The organism is Vibrio jasicida CAIM 1864 = LMG 25398, assembly GCF_000400365.1.
Lineage (GTDB): Bacteria > Pseudomonadota > Gammaproteobacteria > Enterobacterales > Vibrionaceae > Vibrio > Vibrio jasicida.
In genome coordinates this window covers 1-13750 of the sequence record NZ_BAOG01000023.1, presented here as the reverse complement: position 1 = coordinate 13750, position 13750 = coordinate 1, and the positions used below count along the sequence as shown (strand labels likewise).

15 protein-coding genes are annotated in these 13750 nt (G+C 44.6%); 7 read left to right on the top strand and 8 right to left on the bottom strand.

Annotation, left to right across the window (positions count from 1 at the left end; genetic code table 11):
• Positions 1-74 precede the first annotated feature (74 nt).
• On the bottom strand, positions 75-1757 hold the full coding sequence (locus VJL_RS06385) for a hypothetical protein (protein ID WP_038876576.1): 1683 nt from the start codon (positions 1755-1757) through the stop codon (positions 75-77).
• 327 nt (positions 1758-2084) lie between these two features.
• On the opposite strand from VJL_RS06385, the gene VJL_RS06380 reads away from it, so the two are divergent.
• Positions 2085-3176 (top strand): transporter substrate-binding domain-containing protein, encoded by a 1092-nt coding sequence (locus tag VJL_RS06380; RefSeq protein WP_038876574.1) that lies wholly within the window; start codon positions 2085-2087, stop codon positions 3174-3176.
• An 87-nt stretch (positions 3177-3263) separates the two neighbouring features.
• On the opposite strand, the gene VJL_RS06375 is transcribed toward VJL_RS06380, so the two are convergent.
• The 3 genes from VJL_RS06375 to VJL_RS06365 all read right to left on the bottom strand — a co-directional run bounded on the left by VJL_RS06375 (position 3264) and on the right by VJL_RS06365 (position 4729).
• Positions 3264-3782, bottom strand: coding sequence for a glycine zipper 2TM domain-containing protein (locus tag VJL_RS06375; RefSeq protein WP_038869168.1), 519 nt, complete (start codon positions 3780-3782; stop codon positions 3264-3266).
• Between the two features lie 220 nt (positions 3783-4002).
• Positions 4003-4350, bottom strand: coding sequence for a GlpM family protein (locus tag VJL_RS06370; protein ID WP_038869166.1), 348 nt, complete (start codon positions 4348-4350; stop codon positions 4003-4005).
• 19 nt (positions 4351-4369) lie between these two features.
• Complete coding sequence (locus VJL_RS06365) at positions 4370-4729, bottom strand: hypothetical protein (protein ID WP_038869165.1); 360 nt, start codon at positions 4727-4729, stop codon at positions 4370-4372.
• Positions 4730-4960: 231 nt separating this feature from the next.
• Here VJL_RS06365 and VJL_RS30325 point away from each other — a divergent pair, with 231 nt between their 5' ends.
• Entirely contained in the window at positions 4961-5143 is a 183-nt protein-coding gene (locus VJL_RS30325; RefSeq protein ID WP_038869163.1) for a hypothetical protein, read from the top strand.
• Between the two features lie 31 nt (positions 5144-5174).
• Here the strand turns inward: VJL_RS30325 and pncB are convergent, their stop codons facing one another.
• Positions 5175-6485 carry a nicotinate phosphoribosyltransferase gene (gene pncB, locus VJL_RS06355; RefSeq protein WP_038876572.1) on the bottom strand — a complete coding sequence of 437 codons (1311 nt, stop codon included), beginning with the start codon at positions 6483-6485 and terminating at the stop codon, positions 5175-5177.
• A 390-nt stretch (positions 6486-6875) separates the two neighbouring features.
• Here pncB and VJL_RS06350 point away from each other — a divergent pair, with 390 nt between their 5' ends.
• On the top strand, positions 6876-7601 hold the full coding sequence (locus VJL_RS06350; RefSeq protein WP_038876570.1) for an NUDIX domain-containing protein: 726 nt from the start codon (positions 6876-6878) through the stop codon (positions 7599-7601).
• Between the two features lie 32 nt (positions 7602-7633).
• Entirely contained in the window at positions 7634-8287 is a 654-nt protein-coding gene (locus tag VJL_RS06345) for a nicotinamidase (RefSeq protein ID WP_038876568.1), read from the top strand.
• Between the two features lie 99 nt (positions 8288-8386).
• On the opposite strand, the gene sodC is transcribed toward VJL_RS06345, so the two are convergent.
• From sodC to katE1, 3 genes are all read right to left on the bottom strand, one after another.
• Entirely contained in the window at positions 8387-8899 is a 513-nt protein-coding gene (gene sodC, locus VJL_RS06340) for a superoxide dismutase family protein (protein ID WP_038876566.1), read from the bottom strand.
• Positions 8900-8926: 27 nt separating this feature from the next.
• The gene (locus tag VJL_RS06335) at positions 8927-9391 is read right to left on the bottom strand and encodes an ankyrin repeat domain-containing protein (protein ID WP_038876563.1); all 465 of its coding nucleotides are present in this window, start codon (positions 9389-9391) and stop codon (positions 8927-8929) included.
• 100 nt (positions 9392-9491) lie between these two features.
• Positions 9492-11006: a catalase KatE1 gene (gene katE1, locus VJL_RS06330; RefSeq protein ID WP_038876561.1), complete on the bottom strand. Its 1515-nt coding sequence runs from the start codon at positions 11004-11006 to the stop codon at positions 9492-9494.
• 259 nt (positions 11007-11265) lie between these two features.
• Here katE1 and VJL_RS06325 point away from each other — a divergent pair, with 259 nt between their 5' ends.
• From VJL_RS06325 to VJL_RS06315, 3 genes are all read left to right on the top strand, one after another.
• Positions 11266-11622 (top strand): VOC family protein, encoded by a 357-nt coding sequence (locus tag VJL_RS06325; protein WP_038876559.1) that lies wholly within the window; start codon positions 11266-11268, stop codon positions 11620-11622.
• Positions 11623-11787: 165 nt separating this feature from the next.
• Entirely contained in the window at positions 11788-12591 is an 804-nt protein-coding gene (locus VJL_RS06320) for an alpha/beta hydrolase (RefSeq protein WP_038876557.1), read from the top strand.
• Between the two features lie 134 nt (positions 12592-12725).
• Positions 12726-13628: a DMT family transporter gene (locus VJL_RS06315; protein ID WP_038876555.1), complete on the top strand. Its 903-nt coding sequence runs from the start codon at positions 12726-12728 to the stop codon at positions 13626-13628.
• Positions 13629-13750: the final 122 nt, after the last annotated feature.

The following is a 13750-nucleotide window of genomic DNA, read 5'->3' as shown; positions in this document are numbered from 1 at the left end:
AGCCGAGCATTCATCGCTCGGCTTTTTTACTTTAGGACGAGACAGACAAATCTTGCCTCTCGCTAGTTATCAACTTACTGGTTTTTGATGGCGTTAATGGTTAACGCTTTTTGCTCTAACGCTTTAAAGTCAGCGCTCTGCTTAATTTGGTTCAATGTGTCAGTAACATCAAACGTACCAACCACCTGCTTTGCGGCCTCAAAGGGTGTCACTCCTTTTTGCAATTGAAGGATGTCATAGCCTGCCGCCTTCAACGCATAAATTGCGGCTGCACCACTTGGATAGAAATACCCCCAACCAAACTGAGACTCCACACTTTCACGGTTTTGATACTGAGTCGTAAACGCGTAACTATCGACGAACTTGAGCTCGGAAAAATTTGGTAGCGCATTTCTCAATGCCATCACTTCAACATACCAAGCGCTGCCTTCAAACAGCTCTTGGCCTAATCCCATGTTCTTCGCATAACGCTTACTGCTAGTATCAATATTGATTTGCTCCTGAGTCAAAGCGATGTATTGCTTGAGCATGGTTTTCGCTTCGTCTTGGGTCATTGTTTTAGGCAAAGATTTAAACAGGTCCAATACCGCTAGCTTGTAAGTAATCTGCTGTACATTCACAGGGTAACCGTTGAGCTCGTTGAAGTAATTGGCAGGGTCGCGAAAATACTCCAGTTGATAATCATGAAACATCTCATGCACAGCTAATGCAATGGTGTTGCGTTGATGCTCACCTTTTACGAAGGTCTCTGAGGGCTTATACACTTGGAGATAGTACTTCGCTCCGTTAAACGTATATTGCCTTTCATACGCCCCATTACCTTTGTTTATTACGTCATGAAAGACGTGCATATTGGTTTCGTACTGATAGATATTCAGTGCGCTACTTTCATTGACGCCTAACTTTTGTGCTTCTCCTGGGACTTTGGAAGGATTGACCAAATAGGCAGTGACTGGCGTGCTGCTCTTTTCATCCAAACTTAGAAAGTAAGCTGGCGTACCTGATAAGTAGTCCCCATAACCGCCCCAAACGGATTGGAATTTCAGTGCATTCACAGAGGCATTAAGTTGCTCGAAAAGCTTACTATCAACCTCACTGGTCAAAGACGTTTCGCCTTCAGGGGAGGCAAGTTTACCTAGGCCGTATTTGGTTATCTCTTGCTCAGACATATTGTGTATGTTTTGTGCCGACGCTGCATTAATCGTGAAGTAGTAGAAACCTTCAGGGTCTGGCAAACCCATCTTCTTGTAGTAATCAATGTAAGGTTGATGATACTTGTGACCGACAGGGAAATCCGTTGCGACTTGGTCTTCGGTTGCCCATGAATGAACGCCAATCGTTGCACCGCTTTCAATTGTTCGATTTACACCAGCCAAAAATAAATCTGTACCGCCAGAGGCAATCTGCCCACTGCTCGCAATATGGGAATCCAGCTGTTTAGCACGAACTTGGTAAGCCAGTTCCAGGTTTGATTCATCATCAACGGAACCATCAATACTAATGAACTTAAGCTGCTTCACGTTACTGTGTTTCGCCATCATTTGCTCGAACGCCTTTGGGGAGCCCTGACAAATCACCCCTTGCAATTCTGCGATGTCTCCTTTCACCACAAATGACAAGCCAGATTCTTGAGCTGACAGTTGGTCACCACACTGGGACGTAAATGTGTTAGATTCCGTAGCGCTTCCATCTTTCCCTTCTGAACCACAGCCAGACACCGCCAAGGCAATGCTCATGGCCAATACTCGTTTTTTCATTCCTTTCTCCAATAAAACACCGTTCAATATTGAGGAGCATGATAAACAAAAAAACTGCACTTTCTTCTGATTCTTACGTTCGCTTACACGCGCTTAAGAAACCTTCAGTAATGGCGTTTTTGTAAGTGAGCAATGTAAGTGCTTGCATGTCAGTCACTGGTGAAAGTCGTTGTTAGCATCAACTGCTATAGTTAAAACAGTAAATAAAAACTAGGGCAGTGCTGAATTCGTCATCGTTTCCATTAACTTCTGATCATGTTTACATTCTAGGGTGACTCATCGCCGTGGATACAATTCATTCACTGCCTCTCCTTTGAGGGCCTGTGCATGCAAAATGGTTTCCAAACGACACTTCAATACCTAGTCGCTTCAACACTTTGTTTCTTTGTTTTATTCAGTACTTTTTCTCATGCAGCTCAGTTAAAAGTTGGGACCTATCCATGCCCACCCTTTGTGATCGGCTCAGTCGATACTCAACTGAATGGTTTAAGCGTTGAGCTGTGGGAATTGATTGCGAAGGAGATGAATGTGGAGTTTTCCTTCGAGCATCACCCGTTAGATGATCTGCTCAATGCCATTGAAGCAGGGCAAATAGACATTGGTGTCTCCTGTATATCCATCACACCAGAGCGTGAACTTTTCGCTGATTTCTCGCATTCTTTTTATGAAACCCACCTCGCCATAGCAGTAAAAAATCAGGGGTATTTTCATACCCTACAATCCATATTTTTAAACCCTGCGTTATGGCTCATCATTGGTGTCATTGTTCTTATTGCTGGTGTTATTGGTGCCTTCTTCTATGCATTAGAGAAAGGGAATAATGAGAAGCTCTACTCAATGAAAAGCCGCTCAGGCCGCTGGATAGAAAGCTTTATTCTCGGCTTACTCTTTATCACTCGCGGGCCGTTTAACTACTTCGAATTTAAAAGTTTAACCGGACGAATAGTTACCGTGTTTATTGGAGTGTTCAGTATGCTTTTCATCGCGAGTATTACCGCGGTATTAGCCAGTAAGCTCACTCTCAGCCAAGGCGCTTCACAGATAAAAGGGATTAACGACCTTGCCAACGTTGAGGTTGGTGCAAAGAATGCCACCACTTCCTCTCTGCTTTTGACGAGTTTCGGACTTCGTCACAAAACATACCAAGATATGCCCACATTGCTTGCTGCACTAGAGAATGGTGAAGTCGAGGCCATTGTTGCCGATGATGTCGTACTCAAATACATGATTGGTAATGGCAGAATATCAGGGCAATTTGATAATTTAGAGGTGCTACCTTACCAGTTAGAAAAGCAGAACTATGGCTTCATCATTACGGAAAACAACACGTATGAAGAAGAAATTAACCGTGCGCTTCTGCAAATTCGTGAATCACGGAAATGGCGCAAAACGTTAGTTGATTACTTTGCCGATAAGTAATGTCGAGTTGCCATGAATCTTAATTTTCATTGAAATAAGAAAAGCCCTTTTAATCTAAAGGGCTTTTAGGTTCAACTAAGTTGGCAATTATTGCGGTAGTACTACTTTGCCATCTTGAATTGGGAATGTCTTACCTGCTGGCTTGCTTTGCATACGAACGGTTGTTGGCGCGCCAGCAACTTCGTAAGTGACATCGTAACCTACTACTTTCTCAGAAGTGGTGTATTCTGTGTGACATTGCTTTTCAGTTGACGTGACTACATCACCTTTCTGCACATTGTCTTGAATCTTACGACCTGTCATTGCACCTGCAACAGTACCGGCTGCAGTTGCAATCACTTTACCAGAACCACCACCAATTTGGTTACCTAAGGCTGCACCTGCTGCTGCTCCGCCTACAGTACCAAGTATCTTGTTGTTGTCTGTTGGTTCAACTTTGTGAGTTACGACTACATCTTTACATACTTGATGTGGGTTCTTCACCGTTTCCGTCACAGCTTCAACCAGCGTGATGTTTGCTTCTGTTGGTGCTGGTGGTGTCTTGTCTTTACAGCCTGCTAGAACGGCTACAACCGCAGTTGCGATTGCGATAGATTTCATATTCATGGTTTACTTCCCAGTATGGTTATCTTTGCTTGGCGGTATAGTAAATCTAGAAGAAAAATTCACATCAGGTGAAAACAAACGTCCGGTCATTAGCAGGTTAAAATACAGCGTTTTATAAACGCTGTGTTAGAGAAAACTCAGAGAAAGGTCAATTGGAGCGAGATCACATCAGTTTGAGCAATGAATATTGCGTTAAATACAATGCTAAGTTGAGCAAACTTTAGGCAGGCACCATCCAGCGAGTCCAAAATGCTAACAGCATGGTTGCAAAAAGTATCCAGACCAGAGTTGCGGCGGTGAGTGTGCCAATAAGGCTCAAACGATAGCTGAAGTAAAATACCGAAATCAGATAAGCGGCGTAAGGAATCAAAGAATAGATGCCAAACAATGCCGTTTGGCGAAGTGCTTCCATATCTCGATCACTGCCCACAATAAAATGCGCAATTAATGCGAAGGTCGGAAACAAAGGCACCAAACCAGCAATATAGAAGCTTTTTGATTTAGAGAGCATGGCAATGATCAACACAGCGCAAGCTCCGAGTATCGATTTTAAAAATAGACTGGTCATTAATAGGTTAATAAAGTGACTACGCTAAACTCAAGAACAATTCATCATCCGTCAGGTATTTATGACGATGGCTGAGCGTTCGCAAATGCATAAACATAAAATCAGGAAATCCTGGTGCAATCATATTGTTCGGCTCCCAAAAAATGCCGCCAACAAACACGTAACGCCCTTGTTTCTCTTCTTCATGTAGTGGGTTATTGATTGGTGTAGTAAGCTCTGCACGACAGCCTTCAACAACACAAACAATCTGACCTTTGAAGATCCCGATCACTCGTTTCACAAGATTCGCTTTTATTCCACACTTCCAAGCTTGGCGCGTTGCCCACTCATAGCCGTGTTTGTTGATCGCTTTTTTCTGTAGATGCACAACCAAATTCATCGTTCATTCCTGACTTGACCTTTGCTTGTACTATAACCAAATCGCCTGTTAGGTTTGCCGATATTAATTTATCGAAACCATAGAAGGTAAAAATCAAGAAACGAGAGCGTTACAACAATTCGCCTTTTACCTAACGATTTTTAGGATTTTTCTGACATCAGAAACCGCGTTGTGTTGCATAAAATGGCTGCATATTTATAAAAATAATGACAGCGATAGTAAAGGTGACGTATGGCTTTTGATGACTACTGGAAAAAGGTGCGCGAAAAGCACCTGAAAAGTGCCAATCTAGAAGGGCTTATTGTAAAGAGGATACGTGCGAACACAGGAAGTAAGCGTCTTCCCTATCGCATGAAATGTGGCGCACTATGCGAAATAAAATACAACGAAAGTTGCGCCACAGAGAAAGAGTGATGACAAAACATCACCCTTATTCATCGATAGCTTAAGCGTCGATAAGGTAGTTATCGCCTTCGTCTTCGAGGCGATCAATCAAAACACGGCACTCATCAAGATCGAGCGGTTGCTCAAAACGACGCTTCAAATTCATCAGAAAGAAGATATCTTCGCACATCGCTTTCTCTGGCTCATCGCTGATTTTCGCAACAGGTGAGCCGTTGCATGACACCATTTTAATAACGATAGACAGAGGTTTGTACGCAACACTTTGTGCGTTCACGTACTCGCCCATATCGTTGGCCAAAAACGTACCAATACCAAAGCTGATTTGTACTCGACCTTGGAAGTGCTCACAAATATCCAATGCTTGGTCAAAGTTCAAGCCGTCTGTAAACACCAAGGTTTTGGTCATAGGATCGATGCCAAGCGATTGGTAATGCTCAATCATCTTCTCGCCCCATGTGTAAGGGCAGCCACTGTCATGACGAACACCAGCGTAAGCATTACTTAGCTCTTCATCGAAGTCTTTTAAGAACGCGTCGATACCAATGGTGTCTGTTAAAGCAATGCCTAACGCGCCATTAAACATCTTTTGCCAACGTTGTAATGCTACCTTTTGTGAATCACGAACATTCACGAGCGCTTGGTGCCCCATAAACCATTCGTGTGCCACCGTACCGATTGGCATGAGATCGAGCTCTTTCGCCAAATGGTAGTTACTGGTTCCAGTGAGGCTGTCAGGCAACTCTTGGCTCAGATACTGCAGCATTGAACGCTGTGCTTGGAAGGAGAAGCGACGACGGGTCGACATATCAGCAAACTTAAAGTTAGTGATATTGCGGCGTTTTAGTTCGGATTTTAGATGACTAACTTTCTCTTTAAGAACGGATTGGAATTGCTCGACTGGAATGTCTGCCCAACGTGCACGGCTACGCACTTCGGACACAATACTCATGATGATGGTCTCGTAGAGAATGGTTTCTTTCCAAAGACCATTGATGGTGATGCGTAATTGGCTTGTGCCATCAGCCATGGTTTTAGTATTGAAAGAAACGTCACGTTGAGGGTTAAAACGAAATGCATGCAGAGCGTCAACAAACTCAGAGCTAAGATAAGGCGCGACACCTTTCATGTACTCGATTTCTTCTGCCGAGAAAGTGATGTCTTGCAGTTTTAGAACTTCCGCTTTCACATCTGGCAGTAGTTCAGACAGGTCTTCTTCACTGCGAACAATGAATTTGTAGGACACCATCGCATCTGGATAAAGCGTTGCAACAGCACTCATCATATTCACTTTGTATACGTCAAAATCTAACGCACTTTGAATGATGCGAGACGAAAATAAATTGGTGGTCATTCGGAGCCCTTCTACACGCCCTTTTTCGTTTATACCCAAATTCCCTCAGCACGGTGCAAACCGCATCTTATTGTTTTCCCAACGAAGTTGGCGGGAAGTTCTCAACAAGGCAAACTTGGGTATATAACTTGTTGTTACTAACTAAATTGCGTAAACAATAAACACCCACTATTAGTTTGTCAACTTTTGTTACTAACCACTCTTTTTTATAAGGTTTTTACGCACAATAATCCAACAACTATTGTGGATAACCTGAACATATACGCACATTCATGCTTAAACAGTATCACGAGAAAAACGTACGTACGTTTCTAACAATCGGTTACTTACCCATTGATTGACTACTTGTTATGCGCTAGATTACTTACAAATCAATCTCAGGACCCAATCATGATCGTAACTGTCGACATCATTCCATTCAGACTATCTGGCTGTGCCGATAAAGGGTTGGAAGTGTTGCTGATCAAACGTTCAAATCCAGAACGCCCCTACCACGGCGTGTGGGCTTTGCCTGGTGGATTTGTGTTTGATAAAGACATGACGCACGAAGGTGGACGAGCAGCAGACGAAAACTTCGAAGCAGCGCGACGTAGAATCTGCCGTGAAAAAATTCACACCTACCCTCGCCACTTTAGCGAAGCTTTTGTCGATGGCGATCCAAAGCGCGACCCTGAAGATTGGAGCCTGAACATCACCCACTACGCCTTAGTAGACCGCAATAACAAAGAACAAATCGACAATGCTGGCGTACCAGAGTGTCATTTGAAGTGGTTCCCGCTGCAAGCAATCCTTGATAGTGAAGAAACCCTCGCTTTTGATCACCAAAAGATGATTGAAAAAGCGTGGCAGAAGCTGCGTGCCTCTATTGAATACACCTCAGTGTTGTTGTTCGCACTCGATAAAGAATTTTTGGTCGCAGACATCATTGCCGCATACCAAGAGTTTGGCATTGATATCAGTCGAATGACGATCAAACGCCGCTTGATTGATTCTGGTGTTCTAAAGTCAACCAACAAGGTCGCTTCCACCAACAAAGGTAAAGGCGGTAAGCCAGCCATGGTGTACACCCTAGCAAGCGACGAAGTGACCTTTTTCCAAAACTGTTTGCGTGGTTAACGCAAGCACAAAAGACAGACAAGGAGTCTGCCATGACCGTTCGAGTTAACTACCAAACCACTGCTGTGATCGACGTGGATCCTGAAAAAGGCTTCACCGAACTTTGCCCTGGCGAATTACCCGTCACTGGCGCATTAGACATTGTTCCTGAGCTATTAAAGAACCGCACTAAAGGTCGCTTAAAGCTCGTTAGCCGTGATTTACACCCACCAAAAGCAGCTTGGGATGCAGAAACGCCAGCGAATATGCTTGAACCTGTCGGCCTACCTAATGTAGACATTAAGTGGAACCGCCATTGCGTGCTTGGTACTACGGGCGTTGAACTGCTGGACGGTCTACCTCCTGTTCTGGAGTACGATTTCCAAGTCAACAAAGGCATGGACCCAGACGCACACCCTTATGGCATCTTTTTCCACGACGTGGCTGATACCAAAACCACAGGTGCGAATGAGTTCCTTAAATTCAACAACATCGATACGGTTGTTGTTGGTGGCTTAGCGCTTGATTTTTGTGTGAAGAAGTCCGTCACTCAAGCTCTCGATTTAGGTTTCAAAGTGATTGTGAACTTAGCCTCTAGCCGCGCAGTATTGCCAGATACTATCGATGCAGTGATTGCGGAGATGGAAGAGAAAGGCGCAGTATTTGTTAGCAATGCAGATGACATCATCGTTGAGAATTTCGCGTAATTTGCGTCGGTTTGAACCTAAGCCCATCAGCTTTTGCTTAAAAAGAAAACGGTCCAACTTATCTGGACCGTTTTTTGTTTGTGGCATCTAAGAAGGGGATTACTTAATCACACCACACACAATGCGAGCACCGCCGCCGCCAAGTTTCGCCGGATGGTCAGAGTGGTTATCGCCCCCCGCATGAACCATCAAAGCACGACCTTTTACGTCATCAAGTTTTACTCGTGGTGCCAATACTGGCTGATCCGCGACACCATGAGCATTCACATAAAGTGCTGGTAAATCGCCAAGGTGATTGTCGTCCGTCCAAGGGAAGCCATGCTTACCTGTTTTTTCTGGGTCATAATGCCCTCCGGCAGCACCGCCAAGTATCGTTTTACCTTCTTTGGTAATGCTGTCGCACGAGCCGTTAGTGTGTAGGTGGAAGCCATGCGTACCAGCAGGTAAACCCTGTAGTTTCGGCGTAAAAACGGTGCCGTAATCACTGTCGCTGATCATCACACTACCGGTTGATTGCCCAGAGCCAAGGTCAATCATTTCTACGCTTATTGTCTCGGCAAAAGTTGGGGAAGAGAGAAGCGTAAGTGCAGCAAGCCATGTTGTTTTATTCATACTGTGGGTCCTATTTATTGTTATTTATCATTGTTGAAGTGATTTCAACACATTGGATTGACCATAGATTTCGGCAAACTCTTTCAAATTTAACCCTGCTTTATTGCGCAGCTCTGGTGAACAGTCCGCTTGATAGAGGTCTTTCGCTATGCCAATTTCACGCTTGATGAGTGCTCCCATTAATGCAGTGTTACCACGTTTATCTTGCAGGCAGGCGTTAGCGCCAGAATCGAGCAGCAAGCGAACGGTTTCTCGATGTCCTTGATACGCTGCCACCATCAATGCGGTATAACTTTGAGTGTTACGTTGGTCGATTGGGAAGCCTTGAGAAACAAATGTATCGACCACTTCGTTATTGCCAATTCGCGCTGCGTCAAAGAACAGTTCAACCAAAGATTGGTATTCCTCTTCTAGTTCGTCTTCGGCAGCTAATAAGCTCAGCGAGAAGCTTAAAGAGAACAGAACGGCACTGAGCAAAAACACGGTTTTCATTTACTCACCCTCACTAACAGAATTTGAGAATGACCCACGGGAGCCCTGATTTTCGGGCAGAAAAGAGCAGATAAATCTCCCGCAGGTCAAAACTTATTGCTTACATCATCGCTTTGTTTTTCACTTGCTTAAGGTTGGTATCTGTCGCTTCAGCCAGACGCGTACCGTACTCTTTATCTGCGCGATAGAAATAGCTCACCATGGTTTCCTTAACGTCTTTATCCATCACCTTGTTCAGGTCACCCGCTAAGTTAGCAATCAAATCACTCTGGTCTTGCTCGCTCATGCTGCGGAACAACACACCCGCTTGGTAGAAGTTGCGAGGATTGCTGATTGCTCTCTGTTGAACAGTGCCAACCAGCTTGGTTTCAACCGCTTTAAATTGCGTGTCTTCTGCCAGCGCCAATTTACGGCTTGGTTCGTAGTTCACATCACCATTGCCTTGCTTCGCGTTGTTGCTCAATCCATCTTGGTTATGGTTGTTCACTGATGCTAAAGGACGGTTTACTGGCAGTTGGAACAAGTTCACACCCACGCGGTACAGCTGTGTATCTGCATAAGCGAACAAACGGCCTTGTAGCAAACGGTCTTCCGATGGCTCGATACCAGGAATCAAATTCGAAGGCGCAAATGCCGACTGTTCAGTGTCTAAAAAGAAATTTTCTGGTAGGCGGTTCAACGTCATAGTGCCGACTTTTTGATCCGGTACATTCAGCCATACTTTGGTCGCATCCAACCCGTTGTAATCCAGTTTGCTCAGAGCTTCTGGTGACAGCACCTTCACGTAGAGATCCCATTTAGGGTAGTTACCACGCCCAATTTCTCTGTACAGATCATTGGTTAAATGGTTGAAGTCCTTACCCTGCATTGCGGTTACTTCATCAGGGCGCAGGCTTTCGATACCTTGTTTGCTCTTCCATTGGAACTTCACATAGTTCACATCGCCTTGCTTATTAATCCACTTATAAGCGTGCACACCAAAGCCGTCCATCGTGCGATAGCTTGCTGGCGTACCTAGGTTGCTATAAACCCAAGTCAGCATGTTGGTCGCGCTCGGCTCATGACTGAAGAAATCAAAGAATCGGTTTGGATCCTGAACGTTGGTAACAGGAGACGGTTTTAGAGAGTGCACCATGTCCGGAAACTTAATTGAATCGCGGATGAAGAACACAGGCAGGTTGTTCCCTACCAGATCCCAGTTACCCTGTTCAGTATAAAATTTAGTGGCGAAACCACGAGGATCGCGAAGTGTCTCAGGTGATCCTTTTGAGTGAATAACGGTCGAAAAACGAACGAAAACAGGGGTTACCTTTCCTTTGTTAGTAAAAGGAGCGGAAACCGTTAAGTCACTAAAATCAGCCGATGCAACAAACTCACCATGAGCACCTGTACCACGAGCATGCACAACACGCTCAGGAATACGCTCTCTGGCAAAACGCTGCAATTTTTGGATCAGGTGAACGTCTTGCAGTAATACGCTGCCGTTTTCACCTGCTGTGATTGAATTCTGGTTGTCACCGACTGGTGCACCGTTGTCTCTTGTCAGGGTTTGCGCCTGCAGAGATGTGCTGGCTAAGCCAACTGTAATTAATAAAAAGCTTTTTGACATCTGCATGGTTGCTCTCCAATGCGTGCTAACCATTTGACCAGTCGAGTGGTCAATGGATACTCAAAAGCTCTTTTCTGCCCACTAAGAATATATCTTCAATGATTACATTTGTTTAATGGGAAATAACGATAGATTTAATAGGGATAACCAATGAAATTTTTGAGGTTTTATCAGTTTGATTAATAAAACCTAGACTCGGGCTGAGAAACTCGACGGAAGAGTTAATACACTGACAGAAAAGCACAGCGATGAAAAGGACACCAGAATGCACCAACATGAAAAGTTAAATTACGTTGAGTTTGGCACGCGAGACATCAATGCGACTAAACAGTTTTTCGAGCAAACCTTTGGGTGGCGCTTCGTTGATTATGGGCCAGAATACAGCGCCTTTTCAGGTCAAGGCTTGGACGGTGACTTTTATGCAGCAGAGCAAGTGAGCCAAACAACAAATGGGGCAGCACTATTGGTGTTCTATAGCTCAGATATTCACACCACGTTAGCCAAAGTCGAACAGTTCGGGGGGCAAATCATCCGCCCTATCTTCGAGTTCCCGGGAGGTTGTCGTTTCCATTTTGCCGAACCAAGTGGCAACGAGTTCGCGGTCTGGTCTGAAAGCCAATAATTAATGACAGGTAAAACAATAACGTACCACCGCATTCGATAATTGACTCGAAGAGTTACAAACCCGCTCGCCCCGCCTTTTCATTTGTTGATAACGCGAGGCTTCTTGACTGCGCAAATTTTATACAATTGTTTTTGTTCTTTAAATCAAAAGCAAAGGTAAAACATGGAAGTTTTGAAGCGTTGGTTCATCGCCCTTTCTTTGGGGCTTGTGTTATCAGCATGTGGTGGGGGAGATGGCTCCTCTGTTGACAGCAGCTCCGCGTATGTTCCTGCGGAAAAAGTACAAGACAATATCTTTTCTAATATCACTGGCGTCAGCTATCCCTACGACATCTACTTGCCAGAAAACTATGAAGAGCGCACAACATCTTTGCCCGTTATCTACGTTTCCGATGGTAATGGGACGGGTCAGGGGTTTGGCAACCTTGTCGCCAATGCCGAACTCGATGTCATTCTAATCGCCATTCATGAAGGTCCTCCTGGACGCAGAAATATTGATTATTTGCCACCAGGGGTCGATGACTTCTACCTTTTCTTAACCCAAGAACTCATCCCAGTTGTCGAAGCCGAATACGATATCGATCCAAATGAACGCACACTGGCTGGACATTCATTTGGAGGTGCAAAAACAGCACATATCATGGTATCAGAAGATATTGGGAGCCAGTTTTTCAAGAATTTTATTATCGCCGACGGTTCGTTCTGGCGTATTGAAGACACCATCTATCCTTTGGAAGAGGAACGTTACGAGGCTTCGCCATGGTTAGAAGTCACCGCTATATTCAGCTCAACACACATAGGAAATCACCCCTCCGTTGAGGCTTTCTATAAACATATACAAACCAAGAACTACATGGGTTTCAATTTACCGACTCTTATCGAGTATAAAAATTTAGATCATGGAAAAATGTGGTATCACACCTACAGGGACAGCCTCCCAATCTTGTTTCCAAAAGAAGAAATTTAAGACCATCAAAATAAGTCAGTGGTAGCCAGATTCGGAACTGGCGTTGCATTTCTGGTTGATCTCATCCTTGGTTTAATCCACTGTTAGCGCAACAATTAATCAATGGGGCGCTAGACCTCGACCAAGGATGTATCATGACTGCAGCCAGTTTTTTTCGCTTACTTTGTCTCGCTGCTATTTGGGGTGGCTCGTTTCTGTTTATGCGAGTCGCCGCTAATACGTTCGGACCGGCTTACTTAATCGAGTTTCGTGTTGCATTTGCGGCAATAGCATTGCTCTTGATAGCTTTCTATCTCAAAAAGAAACTTGCCTTCACAAAACACATTAAGCACTTTTTCATTATTGGCTTATTTAATAGCGCCGTGCCCTTTCTGCTTTTTGCTTACGCTGTTCAAACACTTAATGCGTCGACCTTAGCCATTCTCAACTCAACCGCACCGATATGGGGCGCATTAATTGGTTTTGTTTGGTATCGCAGCCCTTTAACGGCAAAAGCCATTCTAGGTATGATGATTGGTATTGGCGGTGTCGCTGTACTTGTCGGTTTGGATTCTTCAATCATCGGCAGAGAGGCTACCCTCCCTATTGGGGCAAGCTTAATGGCTTCTTTCAGCTATGGGATTGCAACCAACTACACTAAAAATGCACCACAAGTCCCAGCTTTTGACAACGCACACGGCAGTATGTGGGCAGCGGTTATTTGGGTACTTCCGCTACTGCCATTTTTACCAATGCGTGCAGAACCAACCAGTATAGAGTGGAGCTCTGTGGTTGCTCTCGGTGTGGTTTGTACAGGTTTGGCTTATTTGCTTTACTTCCGCCTAGTTTCTGAAATTGGCCCTGCTTCGGCTCTCACCGTCACTTTCCTTGTGCCCGTTTTCGGTATTCTATGGGGCTACCTAGTTTTGGATGAGCCAGTCGGTTTCAACACCATCATAGGGACCATTCTGGTGCTTAGTGGGACAATGTTGGTGACAGGCTTCTCTCCTGCCGCAATGTTGGCGAAACGAAAAGAGAAGTTGCATAGACGTTTTTAGTCGTCACAAAATCGAATAAGGCCGCTGTTCAAGCGCAATGTAGTTCACTTAAGCGGAGCTGCTTTGCGATTAACTGGGTAGCGAGTCTTTGACATTTTTACCGCCCTAGGCCGATTAGGCTT